At 47.0% G+C, this 17,782-nt stretch carries 15 protein-coding genes; 5 read left to right on the forward strand and 10 right to left on the reverse strand.

All coding sequences use genetic code 11. From position 1 onward, the window contains the following. From ftsL to mraZ, 3 genes are read right to left on the reverse strand one after another with little or no spacing between them, the layout of a single operon-like run. Positions 1-315, reverse strand: a complete 315-nt coding sequence (gene ftsL, locus K0H61_RS15875; protein ID WP_220050436.1) for a cell division protein FtsL — start codon at positions 313-315, stop codon at positions 1-3. Positions 316-326: 11 nt separating this feature from the next. Then, a complete protein-coding gene (rsmH, locus tag K0H61_RS15880) occupies positions 327-1,268 on the reverse strand; it encodes a 16S rRNA (cytosine(1402)-N(4))-methyltransferase RsmH (RefSeq protein WP_220050437.1) in 942 nt (313 codons plus the stop codon). A 31-nt stretch (positions 1,269-1,299) separates the two neighbouring features. After that, positions 1,300-1,758, reverse strand: a complete 459-nt coding sequence (mraZ, locus tag K0H61_RS15885) for a division/cell wall cluster transcriptional repressor MraZ (protein ID WP_220050438.1) — start codon at positions 1,756-1,758, stop codon at positions 1,300-1,302. Positions 1,759-2,265: 507 nt separating this feature from the next. Between mraZ and K0H61_RS15890 the strand changes: the two genes are divergently transcribed. From K0H61_RS15890 to K0H61_RS15900, 3 genes are all read left to right on the forward strand, one after another. Then, positions 2,266-2,982: a peptidase gene (locus K0H61_RS15890; protein WP_220050439.1), complete on the forward strand. Its 717-nt coding sequence runs from the start codon at positions 2,266-2,268 to the stop codon at positions 2,980-2,982. Continuing rightward, positions 2,975-4,048: a PepSY domain-containing protein gene (locus K0H61_RS15895; RefSeq protein WP_220050440.1), complete on the forward strand. Its 1,074-nt coding sequence runs from the start codon at positions 2,975-2,977 to the stop codon at positions 4,046-4,048. The genes K0H61_RS15890 and K0H61_RS15895 overlap by 8 nt, the downstream gene beginning before the upstream one ends. Before the next feature lie 92 nt (positions 4,049-4,140). Next, positions 4,141-4,461, forward strand: coding sequence for a hypothetical protein (locus tag K0H61_RS15900; RefSeq protein ID WP_220050441.1), 321 nt, complete (start codon positions 4,141-4,143; stop codon positions 4,459-4,461). Positions 4,462-4,565: 104 nt separating this feature from the next. Here K0H61_RS15900 and glpK read toward each other — a convergent pair whose 3' ends face one another. From glpK to leuA, 6 genes are all read right to left on the reverse strand, one after another. Then, positions 4,566-6,059, reverse strand: coding sequence for a glycerol kinase GlpK (gene glpK, locus K0H61_RS15905; protein ID WP_220050442.1), 1,494 nt, complete (start codon positions 6,057-6,059; stop codon positions 4,566-4,568). A 207-nt stretch (positions 6,060-6,266) separates the two neighbouring features. Next, positions 6,267-7,613 carry an outer membrane protein transport protein gene (locus K0H61_RS15910; protein ID WP_220050443.1) on the reverse strand — a complete coding sequence of 449 codons (1,347 nt, stop codon included), beginning with the start codon at positions 7,611-7,613 and terminating at the stop codon, positions 6,267-6,269. A 524-nt stretch (positions 7,614-8,137) separates the two neighbouring features. Then, positions 8,138-8,743 carry a 3-isopropylmalate dehydratase small subunit gene (gene leuD, locus K0H61_RS15915; RefSeq protein ID WP_220050444.1) on the reverse strand — a complete coding sequence of 202 codons (606 nt, stop codon included), beginning with the start codon at positions 8,741-8,743 and terminating at the stop codon, positions 8,138-8,140. A gap of 23 nt (positions 8,744-8,766) precedes the next feature. Next, the gene (gene leuC / locus K0H61_RS15920) at positions 8,767-10,167 is read right to left on the reverse strand and encodes a 3-isopropylmalate dehydratase large subunit (RefSeq protein ID WP_220052769.1); all 1,401 of its coding nucleotides are present in this window, start codon (positions 10,165-10,167) and stop codon (positions 8,767-8,769) included. Positions 10,168-10,187: 20 nt separating this feature from the next. Continuing rightward, positions 10,188-11,282, reverse strand: a complete 1,095-nt coding sequence (gene leuB, locus K0H61_RS15925; RefSeq protein WP_220050445.1) for a 3-isopropylmalate dehydrogenase — start codon at positions 11,280-11,282, stop codon at positions 10,188-10,190. Positions 11,283-11,344: 62 nt separating this feature from the next. Then, positions 11,345-12,913: a 2-isopropylmalate synthase gene (gene leuA / locus K0H61_RS15930; protein WP_220050446.1), complete on the reverse strand. Its 1,569-nt coding sequence runs from the start codon at positions 12,911-12,913 to the stop codon at positions 11,345-11,347. Positions 12,914-13,413: 500 nt separating this feature from the next. Between leuA and K0H61_RS15935 the strand changes: the two genes are divergently transcribed. Next, entirely contained in the window at positions 13,414-15,192 is a 1,779-nt protein-coding gene (locus K0H61_RS15935) for a diguanylate cyclase domain-containing protein (protein WP_220050447.1), read from the forward strand. Here the strand turns inward: K0H61_RS15935 and recQ are convergent. Then, positions 15,174-16,997, reverse strand: coding sequence for a DNA helicase RecQ (gene recQ / locus K0H61_RS15940; RefSeq protein ID WP_220050448.1), 1,824 nt, complete (start codon positions 16,995-16,997; stop codon positions 15,174-15,176). The genes K0H61_RS15935 and recQ overlap by 19 nt on opposite strands. Positions 16,998-17,227: 230 nt before the next feature. Between recQ and K0H61_RS15945 the strand changes: the two genes are divergently transcribed. Beyond that, on the forward strand, positions 17,228-17,692 hold the full coding sequence (locus K0H61_RS15945) for a thioesterase family protein (RefSeq protein WP_220050449.1): 465 nt from the start codon (positions 17,228-17,230) through the stop codon (positions 17,690-17,692). Positions 17,693-17,782 lie beyond the last annotated feature (90 nt).

Raw genomic sequence — 17,782 nt, forward strand, 5'->3', positions numbered from 1 at the left:
TCACTGCACCTTTACCACAACTTCTTCGCTGGGTAAGGGGCGACTCATGTTGAGATCCTTTGATGCAATCCGCGTAATACGGCTATGCTCGGTCTGCGATTGCTCTTCCAATAATAAATTGCGCCACTCGATATCTAATCTGTCGCGCTCCTGCAGTAGTTGATCCCATTCGGTGGTGAGCTTACGGCTCACGTGGCTGGTGTAAACCACCGCCACTGCATTACTGAGTACCAACAATGCAAGTAACAAAATCCATTTATGTTGCCAGAGGTCGTTTAATACAATTCGTGGCAAATCTAATGAGGGCTTACTCACGCCAGCGCCCTCTAGTAATCTAACCGCTCGGCAATGCGTAACACTGAGCTACGGGCTCTAGCATTGCGTTCAATCTCTTCATCGGAGGGCATAATCGCCTTACCGATAGCACGCAGTGTGCGCGATTTATTAATCTGATCTTCGGTGATAGGCAAACCATGTGGCACGCTTTCACCTTGACTGTGACGACGGATAAAGCGTTTTACGATGCGATCCTCTAGCGAATGGAAGCTGATGATCGACAGGCGACCTTGCGGAGCCAATACCTTTAATGCGCCTTCAAGCGCCTGATCGATTTGCTCTAATTCGCTGTTGATATAGATACGAATGGCTTGGAACACGCGGGTGGCCGGATGCTTGTTGCGCTCTTTGTTTTTGGTGATGCGCGCGATGAGATCAGCCAGATCCTTGGTACGTAAAAATGGCGTTTTATCGCGATCCGCGGCAATGCAGCGAGCAATATGGCGGGCGTTTTTCTCTTCGCCATAGGTTTTAAATACCCAAGCCATATCTTCAATTTCGGCGCGGGCTAACCACTGGGCAGCGGTTTCGCCTTGACTGTTGTCCATACGCATATCGAGTGGGCCATCGCGCAAAAAGCTAAAGCCGCGCTCGGCATCATCAAGCTGGGGTGATGATACGCCAAGGTCTAACAGCACGCCGTCGATTTTGCCAACAAGGCCTAAATCTTCAACGTAATCGGCGAGTTGACCAAAACCACCGTGAACGATTTGAAAACGAGGATCATCGGCAAATTGCTTCGAGGCTTCAATGGCTTGAGGATCGCGGTCGATGGCAATAAGGCGACCATTTGCGCCTAAGCGTTGTAACACTTGTCTTGAATGACCACCGCGGCCAAACGTGCCATCGATATAGATGCCATCGTCCTTAATATTTAAACCGCCAACCGTCTCTTCAAGTAGAACGGATAAATGGGCAAATTCTTGACTCATTGCTCTCTTCTTATTTAATTGATGCGACTCGTTAGAGTGAAAAATCCGCCAGACGCTCGTTTCTCGCAAGTTCTTCACTTCGGATTGTCGACTGACACTCATCTATTTGCTGTAGCCAAGCTTGTTCATCCCACAGCTCAAACTTGTTCAACTGCCCAACCAACATAATACGCTTATCCAAGTTGGCATATTGCCTCAGCGGTGGTGGCAGTAAAATACGACCATTGTTATCCAACTCCACTTCGTGGGCATAGCCTAACAACAGACGCTTCAAGGATCTTTGGGTATTATCTGTGTCCGACAGCTTAAGTAACTTAGCTTCGATCAGTTCCCACTCGTGGATTGGATACAAGAGTAAACAGGCGGATTGGATATCAACTGTAATGACGATTCGTCCCTCGTGTTCGAGCTGCAAAGGTTCGCGGTATCGCACTGGTATCGCGATCCGTCCCTTCGTATCCAAGTTTATGGCACTCGCCCCACGAAACACGCTAATTCATCCTATCCTTTGGTCTTTGATCCACAAATATCCACTATTTCCCACAATTGCTAAGTTTAGGGACAGTAGATAAACATTGTCAAGGGATGGAATCCTTTTATAAATCCAGTTGGCAAGCGGGTTAGCAGCATGTTTACGCAATACGCGCTGTAGTGGGATTTAACAAAATGAATTGTCTGAGTTAGACGAATTTTTGAAGGATTCTGGAATACAAAATGAGCAAAAAAACATCAACCCTTAGGTTTCAGTCAGTTGCGTCATAAAATTGACTCAAATAATTGCCTAAATGTGGGATTTAATCAGGCATTAATTCACGTTAGACTCATCGATTGCAACAATAAAAACTGGAAACTCACCACCTTGTTACTACGTGTACCGTAATAACACCAAATAAATAACCATTTTTTCGCATCTAACAACAAATTTGTTCTAAGGCAGTGGCGAAATATTTATTTCACGAATGCGAAGAAGATCAAATCTCGCATTCAGGACTCGATAATGCATAACATTTTCACCGCTTTCTGGATCCGCAAGAGCCACAAATGGCTCGCACTTATCACAGGTCTTCAGCTTTTGATTTGGCTTGGTTCAGGCGCCTATATGGTGTTAATGGACATAGAGTTTATTCGCGGTAAGACACTCACCAACACACCAACATCAAAACCTCTACAGGCAAATCTGTACGAATATTCCTTTAATGACCTACTTAAGGACTATCCCGATGCAACCGAAATCAACCTCTATACCTTAGGTGGCAATGCCGTTTACAGCGCCAGAATGGCTGGAAAGCTTCAGCGCTTAGATGCAACAACGGGGCATTTACTCCCCATATTGTCTGAGCAACAAGCCATTGAAATCGCGAGTCAACTTTATCGAGGCGACACTAAGGTCAATAACACTGTGCTCTATCAGCAACACCCGCCAAGGGAGATCTCCGCTCGGTTCCTCCCAGTTTGGGCGGTTGAGTTTGCATCGCCAATGACGCCCACCCTCTATATTTCAGCTGTAACGGGGCAGCTGGTTAGTACCCGACACAATTACTGGCGAGCATTCGATTTCCTGTGGATGCTGCACATCATGGATTATGAAGAACGCGAGGATGTGAATAACAATTTACTCGGGCTTGTGAGCAGTCTTTCGCTATTAACGGCAATGTTTGGCATTGCACTTACCTATATCAGCTTTAGACGCCGCTTGGATAAACAAGATGACTAACAGTGAAGGGGCGGCTAATAACAAAAACCTTTGGCAAAGGATCCAGAGCCTACACAAGTGGCTTGGGTTACTTGTCGGACTACAACTGCTGATTTGGCTCGCCACAGGTCTTGCCTTTAATTCAATTGATGGGCGGTATCTTGATGCAAATCATTACCGCATCAAATCCGTACCTGAGGTGATAACAACGCCCCTTGCGTCCCTCGAGCCATTATTGGAGGGCACATTTGGTAAGAATGTGCAGCAGTTAAGACTGACCTCCGTTCTCGGCCGCCCCGTGTATGAACTCTCAATTATGAATCAACAAATTCATCGATATTGGGCCGATACCCTTGAGCCCTTTAGCTTAGGGCTAGAACAGATAGCGACCATTGCAAAGCAGAGTTATTCAGGCCATGGCCATCTTGGTCAGGTTCAAATACTCAATGATGGCAGCGCATTTGAGGTTGAGGGAAACATTGCAGTCATCGCTACGGATGATGAAATAAGAACTCGCATTTACATCGATCCCACGTCGGGCAAGGTGCTTGGACATAAAAATAACTTTTCCGATGTCAGCGACTTTCTGTTTATGCTTCATTTTATGGATTATAGGCCCAGCAACGGCATCACATTTAACCATCTGCTAGTTCAGCTTGTCGCCATTATAGCCTTGCTATTGGGGATGAGTGGCAGCCTTAGTCTGTGGCATAAATATCGTCAAGGCCAGCTCTCAATACGCTCGTTATTTACCCGTAAACACGGAGGAATAATCAAAGTGTATGCGCTTGAATCCAAACTACTAATAGGGCAATTTCCCGTTGGAAACACCTCCCTTTTAGAGGCCATTAATGACGATAAGCCTTGGGTGATGAGTCATTGTGGAGGGGGTGGTCGCTGCGGTTTGTGTAAATTACGTTTTAAGGATAATCCTCCCGCACCCAACGACTATGATCTCGATAAACTTAGCCAACAAGAGCTTGATTTAGGCATTCGTCTCAGTTGCCAACATCCAAGCACTGCCTGCGAAGTCATGCTGATTTCGGCCGCACAGCAACGCTATTGGCAACGTAACCACAATATCTAGGGGTCGCCCCAGTAAAAAATTCAGGGTATAGTCTAAATATTAACCAACCTCTGCCGATATAGCGTTAGGGATATAAATGCACAGGGGGGCTTATGAGTGGACTTGATAGTTATTATGCAATGATTGCTCAGCCTGCAAGGGCTGTGTTCCAACCTAAACGCATCGTTGACCAGGTCAGCGGTACGACGTCTAATGGCTCGGACAGCCACGAAACTCCTCAGTCACAACTTCCCCCTAAACTCGATGGTAAAGTCAGAGAAAGACGTAAAACGCAGGATGCCAGTCGTAATAGACGCCGTCGTGCCAGCGATAGAAAAAACGCTAAAAAATCCAATACGGCATTAGACGTCACTGACGACAGCGCACAATTTGGCAAGCCTGCGAAAGGTCAAATTATCGATATTGAAGTTTAAGATTAGGCTGCGGCTTCAATTGAAGCGAGTCGTCCTACGCAGTTGAACGATTAAACCAATTCAAGCCTGATATTTGAACAATTCGCCTTGGATGAATGTTAGCGTCATGACTCCCTTGAACGCGAGCGGGACACAGCATCCAGCCAACCGCTATAGAGGTGCTCTCGCCTCTTAGCATCAATGTTTGGCATAAAATGCTTATCAATACTTGCCCTATGCTCAAGGTCAGTTACCGAGGTCCAAAATCCCACGGCAAGCCCAGCCAAAAATGCGGCTCCTAAGGCCGTGGTTTCGCATACATTGGGACGAAGCACTTCGACATCGGTAATATCGGCCTGAAATTGCATTAAAAAATCATTGGCAACAGCGCCGCCATCCACCTTTAAGCGTTTAAGACTCACTCTACTATCTTGGATCATCGCATCGAGTAAATCTTTGCTTTGATAGGCAATGGATTCTAAAGCCGCGCGAATAATATGGTTACGATTGGCGCCGCGAGTTAAACCAAAGATTGCCCCTCTGGCATTGGGATCCCAATAGGGAGCCCCTAATCCAACAAAGGCAGGGACTAAATACACGCCATTGGTATCGGCCACCTTCGCAGCAAAGTATTCTGTATCGCTGGCATCGCGAATAAGGCCTAATTCGTCCCTTAACCACTGAATGGTTGCTCCACCCATAAACACCGCGCCCTCGAGGGCGTAATTGACTTCCCCCTTCGGGCCAACTGCGATTGTCGTCAATAAACCATTGGAGGAACGGACAGCTTTGTCACCTGTGTTCATTAACAGGAAGCAGCCAGTGCCATAGGTGTTTTTAGCCATGCCGGGCTCGACACAGAGCTGACCAAATAATGCTGCCTGTTGATCGCCAGCAATCCCCGCGACGTTAATCTCGCTGCCCTCACCCGCAATCCGTGTAGTACCGTAGATACTGCAAGAAGGCTTGACCTCAGGCAGCATAACCTCGGGAATGCCAAGAGCCTTAAGCAGATGTTTATCCCAATTCAAGCTGTGAATATTAAACAGCAGTGTGCGAGCCGCATTGGTGGGGTCGGTGACGTGCACTTTACCTTCGGTAAGCTTCCATAATAGCCAAGTATCTACCGTGCCAAACAGCAGTTCTCCACGTTCAGCTTGCACGCGCGCATTAGGCACATTATCCAAAATCCATTTAATCTTAGTGCCTGAAAAATAAGGGTCGAGTAACAGCCCAGTATTGTCGCGCACGTAATCCTCTAGTCCCTGCGCTTTTAACTGCTCGCATATTTCGGCGCTGCGACGACACTGCCAAACGATGGCATTGTAAATGGGTCTTCCGGTGGTTTTCTCCCAAATGATGGTCGTTTCACGCTGATTGGTAATGCCAATAGCTGCCACCTCATCACTGCGGATCCCCGCTCTAGCTAAAGACTCAATCAATACCGAACTTTGGCTAGCCCAAATCTCCATAGGATCGTGTTCAACCCAGCCAGGATTAGGATAGATTTGGCGAAATTCGCGTTGGGATACACTGACGATATTGGCATCATGGTCGAACACGATTGCCCTTGAGCTAGTGGTGCCTTGATCTAAGGCAACAACGTATTTTGTCTGCACATCTTTTCCCTCACCGCTGGAGTCACTTAGTTTTTTAGCTAATACAACCCTGATTATGCTTTGAATATATTAGTAAATGCCCATTACGCAAAATAGCAAATGGTAAAATTGAGGTCTGTAGCAGATCAAAAACACTGACTGAAAGACAATAAAAAGCCCTGAGGATACAGGGCTTTTTTATCGACAAAGAAGAGGCCTAAATGCAAATTACATTTTGTAGCTTAGCTGCAGACCTGTCATCCATACATCGCCTGTCGCTTCACCATCGAAGCTGATGGTCGCTAGATTCAACAGATTTTGCTTTTCATTGATTGGCGCATCACCAGTTGCTCTAATATAGGTCAAAGCGAGATCAATAGTTAAGTTTTCAGAGGCTTGATAACCCGCCCCAATTGATAACCACAGACGGTCTGAATCAGGAATAGTCGTCGAGCGCCACTCATCTGTCGCGGCCGTTTTATCTAAGGCAACACCTGCCCGCATGCTCAGTGCGTTATTTAACTGATAAGTCGTGCCTAAGGCAAAACGCCAGTTATCCTTAAAGTGTTCTTCTTTAACCAGATCCGACTCAATGTCTCCGGTAGGTTTAACATCGCCAGGGAAGTAAGCCACCAATTGGTCAAATACACTCCAATCGGTCCAGTTAACACTTGCGTGCATAGACCAGTTGTCGGTCAGTTGATGATGCGAAGCTAATTCAGCAAAGGCAGGTAATTCTAGCGGGATGTAACCTTTAATGTGGGTATCTGCGCCGCCATCGTAAACCACACCCGATACATGACCATCCAATTCCAGTTTTACGCTACTGTGGTAGGCAAAACCGAGACGGTGACTAGGGTTGATTTGCCAGCTAGTACCAAACTGCCAGCCATAACCAAAATCATCACCTTCCATGCTTTTCAGCTCTGTACCCGCAGGCGGTAAAATACCCGCAACCTGTGCAGGCAGACCAGGGCGCACGGCTTCAATCCAACCCGGTAATGAGGCAGCAACCTCACCCTCGCCATAAACAAAACGGAAACCACCGCCAACACTAATCTGGTCATTCACACGATAAGCAATACTTGGATTAAGCTCCACCGTGGTGACTGAAGTTTTATTACCAAAAATGGCTGCTGGATGGGTGCTCGGTAGATCGGTTGCTAAACCATAGTTTGAATTGAGCGCCAGACCCCATGTCCAGAAATCATTTAACTGATTCGAATAATAGAAGTTAGGGACTAAAGCGTCACCTGCCATATCGAGACCATCACCATTGATAGTGACAGGTTCGGCACCGAGTAATGCAGAGCTGATACCTACATCACCTTCAACATTCACATTTGGCATAATATAAATACCGCCTGTAGAAATTTGGCGCCCTTCGAGATACGTCAACATAGCAGGATTACGCCCCTGTGCCGACGCATTGTCGGCGATAGCCGCTTCACCGGCAAAGGCACGACCAAGCCCTGTCGCCGAGTATTCGGCTAATTGAAAGCCTGCAGCTTGAACCTGAGTCGTTGTTGCGAGTAAAGCAGCCGATACGGCTAAAGTCAGAAGACGTTTTTGCATTGTTATTCTCAAATATTTTGTTGTTATTTCGTCCACCCTGCCCAAATACTAGGGTAGCCAGTAACTTGGGTATTACCCAATTAACCAGCGGCGCAGTTTACTCAGACAATAGAGGTTTGCAACAGCACGACAAAAAACAGAATAAAACACTAAAAATAGCAAAAATACTTACATTTAAATTAATTAAGAAGGTTGATAACCATGCCTTATTAGCAAAAAATTCGAATTTGCTGTGACTAATTCGCATTTTACAAACCATGCAAACACAGTAAAACCATTGAAAATACAAGTCATTATAGATTGTTTACTCTAAAAACAACCGTAAGCTATAAAAGAATAAAAAGTGCAGCATAAATCACTATTACATTTCAAGATGCAGTGATTTCCTCGGAGCACAAAAACAATATTGAGTAAATACAGAAACTTATACATACTCAAACATTATTTAATAACAAAAAAGCCTAGCTTTTTACACTAGGCGTTAAAGATTAATTAAAGTTTAGGTACAACTGTTCGCTGAATGTTTAACTGCGCCAACTCGGGATCTGCGACTCGTAAGCGCTTATCTTGGCATCGTGCGACAGGGTCAATCCAATCGCATCTAAGCCGTTAAGCAGCTTATGGCGTGCCGATTCAGCCAGTGTAAAACTGAACTCGGCGCCCGTTGGGGACGTCACCTTGCAAGCGGTTAAATCGACGGTAATCCGCGCCCCTTCCTGCACCTCAACTTCATTAATTAACTGACGTACCTCATGGGCTTTAAGCTTTACAGGTAAAAGGCCGTTATTAATTGAGTTACCGTAAAAAATATCCGCAAAGCTTGGGGCAATGATGGCACGCAGACCAAAATCTGCCAGCGCCCAAGGGGCGTGCTCACGGCTCGATCCGCAACCAAAATTTTCCTGTGCCAGCAGAATGGTAGCACCACTAAAGCGAGGTTTATTTAGTGTAAACTCAGGGTTTGGCACGTCACCTGCTTCATCTAAATAACGCCAGTCGTGGAATAGGTGCACGCCAAATCCATCGCGGGTGACCTTAGATAAAAACTGCTTTGGAATAATTTGATCGGTATCGATGTTGGCGCTGTCGATCATGACCGCAAGCCCGGTATGGCTAGTAAAAGGTTGCATTAACTTTTCTCCTGGGATAACGGTTAGTAAGGTTTACGGATATCGACAAAATGACCGGCAATTGCCGCTGCTGCGGCCATCGCAGGACTCACCAAGTGAGTGCGACTACCGCGCCCTTGGCGACCTTCGAAGTTACGGTTACTGGTCGAGGCACAGCGATCGCCAGCTTCTAATCTGTCATCGTTCATCGCCAAACACATAGAACAGCCAGGTAAACGCCACTCAAATCCCGCATCGATAAAGATTTTATCTAAACCTTCTGCCTCAGCCTGCGCCTTCACCAAGCCAGAACCTGGCACAACGATAGCCGTGACGCCCGAAGCCACCTTGCGACCTTTTGCCTGTTTCGCGGCGCTGCGTAAATCTTCAATACGCGAGTTAGTGCAAGAGCCGATAAAGACTTTGTTAATAGATACATCGGTCATCGGCGTGCCTGCATTTAAGCCAATATATTCCAATGCCTTTTCCATACTGGCGCGCACCGTTGGATTGGTTTCGTCGGCGGGGTTTGGCACAGGGGCATCGATAGCCACTACTTGTCCAGGGTTAGTGCCCCAAGTCAGCTGCGGCGCAATATCGGCAGCATCTAACACCACAACCGCATCAAACTCAGCGCCATCGTCAGTTTTCAGAGCCTTCCAAGCGTCGACGGCTTCTGCCCAATCCGCTCCCTTAGGTGCAAATTCACGCCCTTCTAAATAATCGAAGGTAGTTTGATCTGGAGCCACCATGCCCGCCTTAGCGCCCATTTCAATCGCCATGTTGCAGACGGTCATTCGACCTTCCATCGACAGCGCTTCAATCGCTTCACCGGCAAATTCAACGACATACCCCGTACCACCATCCATCCCAATCTTACCGATAATCGCTAATACGATATCTTTGGCGGTTACGCCATCGGTGACATGGCCACGCACTTCAATTTTCATGGTTTTAGCTTTTAATTGGCGCAGGGTTTGGGTCGCCAGCACATGCTCAACTTCTGAGGTGCCAATACCAAAGGCCAGAGCACCAAAAGCCCCATGTGTCGCCGTGTGTGAGTCACCACAAACAATAACAGTACCGGGCAGAGTAATGCCAAGTTCGGGCCCCATAACATGCACAATCCCTTGATTAGGATGATGAATGTCATATAAACGTATACCAAAGTCTTTGCAATTTTGCGCAAGCGTTTCGACTTGCGTTCGTGCCATTGGGCTTAGGGCATCTAAACTGGCGCTGCGGGTCGAGGTGTTGTGATCCATAGTGGCAAATGTTTTTTCCGGCGCGCGTAATTGACGGCCGGCCACCTTTAAGCCACTAAAGGCTTGAGGCGATGTCACCTCATGGACTAAGTGTCTATCAACATAAATGATTGGCGCTTCACCATCGGGTACGGCGACCACATGGGCATCCCACACTTTTTGATACAGGGTTCTAGGGATATTCGTTTTTGAAGAAGTCATTACACACCTGCCTTAACTGCGTCGGCGATAAAGTCGCCCATTTGAGCTGTCGTTTTCGCTAAATGGCGCTGATCGCTACTTAATAGCTCACCAGTTAAATAGCCCGAAGTAAGCGCCTTACTGACAGCTCGCTCTATTGCACTCGCCGCGTCTTCTTGCTTTAGGCTATAGCGCAACATCAGTGCCGCTGACAAAATTTGTGCAACTGGGTTGGCAATCCCTTTACCCGCAATATCCGGCGCACTGCCGCCAGCGGGTTCAAACAAACCAAACCCCGTGCTATTCATACTTGCAGAAGACAATAGGCCCATAGAACCCGTTAACATGGCAAGTTCATCGGAGATGATGTCTCCAAACAGGTTAGAGCACAGCATCACGTCGAATTCATCGGGGCGACGCAGTAACTGCATGGTTGCGTTGTCGATATAGATATGCTCCAGCTCAACATCGGGGAAATCAACCGCCACTTCTTCGACGACTTGACGCCACAGAACTGAACAGGCCAACACGTTTGCCTTATCGACTGAGGTGACTTTTTTACGGCGACCACGAGCGGCTTCAAAGGCGATGCGAGCGATGCGGGCAATTTCACGACGGCTATAGCGCATGGTATCGAAGGCTTCTTCATTTTCGCCTTCGCCTTGGCGCCCCTTTGGCTTACCAAAGTAAATACCGCCGGTTAACTCACGGACACATAGCACATCGAAACCGCGAGCAGAAATATCGCTACGCAGTGGCGACATATGCTCTAAACCATCATGCAATTTAGCAGGGCGTAGGTTACAGAACAGTTCGAAGTGCCCACGCAATGGCAGTAAGGCACCACGCTCTGGCTGCTCATTTGGCGGCAGCTTTTCCCATTTAGGGCCGCCAACAGAGCCAAAGAGAATCGCATCGGCCGCTTCACAACCCTTGAGGGTTGCTTCAGGTAAAGGACAACCGTGATTATCGATGGCGATACCACCCACATCGTATTCAGTGTATTCAATACTCAACCCAAAACGGGTCTCAACTGCACGCAATACCTTACGCGCCTCAGCCATCACCTCTGGCCCAATACCATCCCCTGCTAATACTGCAATTTGATAACTCATACGACAGCTAACTCCTTTAATGAATACCCTGCTCGATTCTGTTGTGTTTGCTCGTCCTTGGACTAAACGCCGCCAAGTTCTTTACTCTTTTGCATGCTCTGTTTGTAATCTGCCACCTTGTCAGCGCGGCAGGTTAAGTTCATCACGTGCACTAATGCACGGGCCGATGCCTCGACCACGTCGGTGGCGAGGCCAACACCATGAAAATTTGTGTCGTGGTATACTGCGGTAATATCCACTTGACCTAATGCGTCTTGACCCACACCTTTGGCACCTAACTTGTAGCTGATGATGTCGATTCGACGGTCAGTTGCTCGGGCAATCGCGTTATAGGCGGCATCTACGGGACCATTACCAGTCGCTGCTTCGGTTTTAATGACACCGCCCACATCGATGCGCACAGTTGCCGTCGCGACACCTTCGGTCGAATCGGACTGCACGACTAACTGCTGTAATTGATAGAAGTTATCTTCCGCCGCCTGTGCTTCCATAAAAGCTAAGGCTTCTAGGTCATAGTCGAATACTTGACCTTTTTTATCGGCCAGTTTTAAAAACTGCTCATACAGGGCATCTAAGTTGTAATTTTGCTCGCTGTAGCCCATTTCTTCCATGCGGTGCTTAATCACATGGCGGCCAGAACGGGAGGTCATATTCAGATTATTACGATTCAAGCCAATGCTTTCCGGGGTCATGATTTCGTAGGTGTTTTGCGCCTTTAACATGCCATCCTGATGGATGCCCGATGAATGGGTAAAGGCATTCGCGCCCACAATCGCCTTATTCGACTGAATTGGCATATTGCATAACTGGCTAACCAGATTAGAAGTGCGATGGATTTCCTTAGCGTTGATGCCTGTTTCCAGACCCAACATGTTTTTGCGAGTCGCTAAAATCATGGCGATCTCTTCTAATGAACAGTTACCAGCACGCTCGCCGATACCGTTCATAGTACATTCGATTTGACGGGCTCCATGTTGCAAAGCAGTAATGGAGTTGGCGACCGACAGACCCAAGTCATCATGGCAGTGAACCGAGATAATGGCTTGGTCGATATTGGGAACACGGTTAAACAGGGTTTGAATAATGCCGCCAAATTCGCTTGGTACTGTGTAACCCACAGTGTCAGGGATATTAATGGTACGGGCACCTGCCTTAATCGCAGCCTCAACCATGCGGCACAGGTTATCAATCGGTGTGCGACCCGCATCTTCGCAGGAGAATTCAACATCATCGGTAAAGCGACGAGCATACTTCACAGCACCAACCGCCATCTCCAACACTTGATCGAAGGAGCGTTTTAACTTGCTTTCGACGTGAATGGTCGAAGTCGAAATAAAAGTGTGAATACGGAACTGTTCGGCGACCGACAATGCCTGTGCGGCAGCATCGATGTCCTTTTCTAGTGCGCGGGACAGGGCGCAGACACGGCTATTTTTGATAGTGCGGGCGATGGTCTGCACTGACTCGAAATCGCCAGGTGACGATACCGGGAAACCCACCTCCATCACATCCACGCCCAGACGTTCCAGCGCCATGGCAATTTGTAACTTTTCTTTGACCGACAAACTGGCCGCTAAGGCCTGCTCGCCATCGCGTAAGGTGGTATCAAATATAATGACTCTGTTTGACATTTCGCATCTCCGTGGAACGTCGCCGTTCATTTAGTAACTTTTGCCGTATTCAGATACAAAAAACCCCGCAACATTGGTGCGGGGTTTATGAGTGTTTTGCTGGTTTACCGAGCGTGCAACACTAAGACCTCCGCGTTTTTGGCGCGAGAGTGAGGAGAAGGAGGTCGAGTTTGCGGCCATTCATATTCATTTCTAGTAAATATTTATTCAATGCATCGGTAATGTGATGTTCAATAATTAACTTGATTAACTCAGACTGTCAACCCAAATTTTTTTCATGATCAGCGATATCACCTAGCAAAATGACGGAATATTTCGCCTTAAAATCGTACAGCCGATGATAAGTTCATCAATTGTCCGCAATTGTTACTGTGATCTGCACGACATGAACTAAGATAAGTTATTAAGAAATGAGTCGTGATTTATGCAAAATGGATTTGGACAAGTTATAATCCTTGCCCGCTTTTATGGATTTATATTAGTCATATATGGAGTAAGAAATGGATCTTCGCGTCTTGGCGCTGAGTCTGATGTTGTGGCTTATCCCCGCAGTGGCGAGTGCTAATGATCGATTAGATGCCCTATCCGAACTCATCTACCAATATCCCAGCAAAGCTCAGGAACAGATTGCACTTTTAGAAAAGCAGCAACAATCTGAAAATACGAGTGATATTGATAAATTACGCCTTAAAATTTTAAAGTGTCAAAACCTGCTGCAGCTCGGTGAAAATGAAGCCGCCATTAACCTAGCTCAATTAGGTGACGCTAGCGCCAAACAGCTTAAACTGGATCAGGCTAGACCCTATTTTTTAAATTGTCAGGCCGATGCTAATATCAATTATGATAACATTCGAAACGCATTGCCCCTGCTCGATTCAGCGATAAATCTCTCCAGAAGATATCAACAACCACAGGCGTTAATTGACGCGCTCAGACTGCGTGGTCAACTCGATACCGATACCGAAAACTTCTCTTCTTCAATCGAAGATTTGCGCATTGCCATCGATCTGTATCCTGAAATTAAAAACCAAACACAAAACTGGTTTGCCCCTTCTCAGGCCTATATTTATGCCGCCATGGGTAATTTACTCTATGCGACCAATGACATGCCCCAAGCCATGTATTACACCAATCTGGCCCTACGCGCTCCGGATGCCAAGGGTAAAGTAATGCATGTATTGTTACGTAACGCCGCTCGAATAGCATTTGACAATAATGAGCGAGAATACAGCGACCAACTCGAGAAAAAATCGAAAGAATTATTGCCTGAAATTGGCTCTCCTTTAGAACTTGCCTATAGCTATGCCATTCTTGCCTCAATCGCATTAGATAAAGGTAATATTGATACAGCAGAGGAGTATATCTCTATAAGTATCAATACCTTTAAAATGCAAAATCAAAGAGCGGCGATGATGCGTTCGACACGGTTGCTTGCACAAATTCGTTTCGCACAGCACAGAGACCAAGAAGCCTTAAGTCTAATGAACTCGGCTATTGAGCAAGGGGAAGACCTTAAACAATACACTGATTTGAAATGGTTTTATAAGATTATGAGTGATTATTACGTGACTCATGATGACTTTAAGCAAGCCTATACATTTTTAGACAAACGCTACCATGCAACAGAGCTGGCCAATGAGGCCATTAATAATACAAGGCTGTTACAATTTAAGGCTCGTCTACATCAACAGGGAATACAGCAAACAACGAATGAAAATATGGCGCCACACAATACTGAGCGCAAAGAATTTGGCTTTGACTGGGCTTACAGCAGCTTGTTTTTAGTTGGCTTATTCTTACTTGGTGGTGCGATTTGGTACTTTATTGATAGACAGAATTACCGGACAAGTACTGATGATCTTAACGTACAATCTTTACCACCGTTGCAACAGTTAGAACTCACCCTGCATAGCGCCAAACAGGGGTTTTATCCGCTGGCCATTTTACTATTAAATGCCGCGCAAGTACGGCAAGTGGATGTGTCACCGTTGCTCGATGACTTACAACACAAGTTACGAGAACAGGATAGATTACTGCGTTATTCCATGGATGAAATTGTGATTGTGCTGCCATACACTTCAGGCCAAGGAGCGCAAAAAGTTGTCGAACAACTAAGTCCTATTGTTAAAGCGTGGCAAAGTGGGGATAAGGTCAGTTTTGGCATCGCGGTCATGCAGCAGTTTGATACTTTGGAATCCTTAATCAAGCGAGCCAGCGTTAATCAGTTAGCCAAGCTTAAGGACAGTGAACCACATAATCACTATTCACCTGCCAAATAGGCCTCGATCTCATCCAGAAAATCATTACCAAAACGACTCAGCTTACGCTCGCCGACGCCGTTAACGGCGAGCATCTCCCCAGCACTGGTAGGCATCATGGCCGCCATTTCGGCTAATGTCGCATCGTTAAACACCAAATAGGGTGGAACGTCCTGCTCCTCAGCAATAGTGCGTCTCAATGTTTTTAAGCGGGCAAACAACTTACGGTCGTAATTTAGCGGCGCCCTTGCCGTGGTAGGCTTACGCTTAATTTCAGTCAATTGGATCCGCGGTTCGGCCAGCATGAGTGCAACCTCGCCCTTTAAAATAGGACGTGCGGACGGATTCAAGACTATCGATGAGCCCCGTGTCACATCCTGACTCGCTAGCCCCAAATGGATCAGTTGGCGAATCACACTCAGCCAATGCTCGTGACTTTTTTCTTTACCTATGCCCCAAGTACTGAGTTTATCGTGGCCTCGGTCAACGACGGATGCCGCCTTTGACCCCCTAAGCACTTCAATCAAATGATTAATACCAAATCGTTGCCCCAAACGATAAATACAGGACAGCACCTTTTGCGCATCCTCAGTACCGTTATAACGCTTTGGTGGGTCGAGGCAGATATCACAGTTACCACAGGGCTCAAGCGCACTTTCATCAAAATAATGCAGTAAAACCTGACGGCGACAAGTTTGCGCCTCTGCAAAGGCCGCCATGGTATTGAGCTTATGGAATTCCACTTGCTGTTGTGGCCCAGGTTCAGATTGTTCAATTAGATGTCGCACCCTGCCGATATCGGCGGGGTCAAACAACATAAAGGCTTCGGCATCGAGTCCATCACGCCCTGCACGCCCCGTTTCTTGATAGTAAGCTTCAATACTCTTAGGAATATCGTAATGCACCACAAAGCGAACGTTAGATTTGTTGATCCCCATGCCAAAGGCAACGGTAGCGACCACAATATCGATTTGATCCTTAAGAAAACTATCCTGCACGTCGCCGCGCTCTTCTGGCGTCATACCTGCATGATAGGCCTTGGCATAAAATCCTTGCAGGGTTAAACGCTCAGCCACCTCATCGACACGGCGGCGACTACTGCAATAAATCACCCCACTACTGCCCTTCTGCTGCAGTAAAAACTGGCGTAATTGATTCGCTGCATTGAGTTTTTCGGCAACCGTATAGCGAATGTTAGGCCTATCAAAACTCGATAACAGCCGATAGGGTTCAATCTGCAAACGCTCGCAAATATTCTGTCTCGTTGCCTGATCTGCAGTTGCCGTAAGCGCCATCATAGGCACATGGGGAAACAGTTGTTTTAATTGACCAAGGGCGGCATATTCAGGGCGAAAATCATGGCCCCATTGACTGATACAGTGGGCTTCATCGATGGCAAACATCGCTAAGGGCAACGAGCGCATCCGCTCGATAAAATCTGGGGTTAACAATCGCTCAGGCGAAACGTAGAGCAATTTAAGCTCGCCGCGATGGAGTTGCCTTAGTACTTCTAGGCTCTGCTCGCGGGGCAAAGAAGAATTGAGATAGGCCGCAGCGACACCGGTTTGCAGTAGACTGTCGACCTGATCTTTCATCAATGAAATCAATGGCGACACGACAATAGTCACGCCATTCATCAGCAGCGCAGGCAATTGATAACACAGACTCTTACCACCACCCGTTGGCATGATCACGAGACAATCCTGCCCCTGACAAACACGCTCAATCACCTCACGCTGACCGTCTCTAAATTCACGGTAGCCAAATACCTGTGCAAGGCATTGGGCGAGTGGATCATCGTATATGTCGGGTACCTGGGAGTCCATGGATCTTCTATTCAAAAAGTGAAGGCGCCTATCGTGAGCGGCTTATTCTAAAGGACTAAGCAGCTCCTGTCTTGCGCCAAAATGTCATCCCTCTAATGTTGCATCCGAAATGTGAACAAATGCCTTTGGTTGCATTCGCACTTCGCTTCACTGTAGATTAAATACTCTACAGGCGCCGATAGACCTTATTTAACGCGCAGTCCAAAATAATAAAAACAGAGAAGATGAACATGACCACAAGCATTCAAACCGACGTAATCCAACGTGTCGCCGAAATCTTTGACCAACACGTTCCCTTCCATAACTTAATGGGATTACGCATTAAACGCTATGACATCGACGGTGTGGAAGTGGTGGTCGAAATGAAACCTGAACTCATTGGCAATATACATCAGCAGATCCTCCATGGTGGTGTCACAGCAACAGTGCTCGATGTGGTCGGCGGCCTCACCGCCTTTGCTGGATTGGTGGCCAGTCGCGAAGACTGGACGACAGAAGAGTTACAACAACGACTACAGACCCTAGGCACTATCGATATGCGGGTCGATTATCTTCGCCCTGGTCGCGGTTTAGTATTTACGGGGACAGGAAGCGTCATCCGTGCCGGTAACCGAGTTTCAGTTTGCCGGATGGAATTACATAACGAGCAGGGAACACACATCGCCTTCGGCACGGGCACTTACATGGTCGGTTAAATTCTTTGTTTAATCCATAAAGATAAAACACATGGGTAATGAGCATGTTAGCAAGAGACTAACCCTATCAATCACACTCTGAGATATCCT

Source organism: Shewanella acanthi (assembly GCF_019457475.1).
Lineage (GTDB): Bacteria > Pseudomonadota > Gammaproteobacteria > Enterobacterales > Shewanellaceae > Shewanella > Shewanella acanthi.

Excerpts from the sequence above, each read along its gene's own strand:
- rsmH (WP_220050437.1), bottom strand. The coding sequence starts at position 1,268 with ATGAGTCAAGAATTTGCCCATTTATCCGTTCTACTTGAAGAGACGGTT.
- K0H61_RS15890 (WP_220050439.1), top strand. The coding sequence starts at position 2,266 with ATGCATAACATTTTCACCGCTTTCTGGATCCGCAAGAGCCACAAATGG.
- K0H61_RS15895 (WP_220050440.1), top strand. The coding sequence starts at position 2,975 with ATGACTAACAGTGAAGGGGCGGCTAATAACAAAAACCTTTGGCAAAGG.
- K0H61_RS15900 (WP_220050441.1), top strand. The coding sequence starts at position 4,141 with ATGAGTGGACTTGATAGTTATTATGCAATGATTGCTCAGCCTGCAAGG.
- K0H61_RS15910 (WP_220050443.1), bottom strand. The coding sequence starts at position 7,613 with ATGCAAAAACGTCTTCTGACTTTAGCCGTATCGGCTGCTTTACTCGCA.
- leuD (WP_220050444.1), bottom strand. The coding sequence starts at position 8,743 with ATGCAACCTTTTACTAGCCATACCGGGCTTGCGGTCATGATCGACAGC.
- leuB (WP_220050445.1), bottom strand. The coding sequence starts at position 11,282 with ATGAGTTATCAAATTGCAGTATTAGCAGGGGATGGTATTGGGCCAGAG.
- leuA (WP_220050446.1), bottom strand. The coding sequence starts at position 12,913 with ATGTCAAACAGAGTCATTATATTTGATACCACCTTACGCGATGGCGAG.
- K0H61_RS15935 (WP_220050447.1), top strand. The coding sequence starts at position 13,414 with ATGGATCTTCGCGTCTTGGCGCTGAGTCTGATGTTGTGGCTTATCCCC.
- recQ (WP_220050448.1), bottom strand. The coding sequence starts at position 16,997 with ATGGACTCCCAGGTACCCGACATATACGATGATCCACTCGCCCAATGC.
- K0H61_RS15945 (WP_220050449.1), top strand. The coding sequence starts at position 17,228 with ATGACCACAAGCATTCAAACCGACGTAATCCAACGTGTCGCCGAAATC.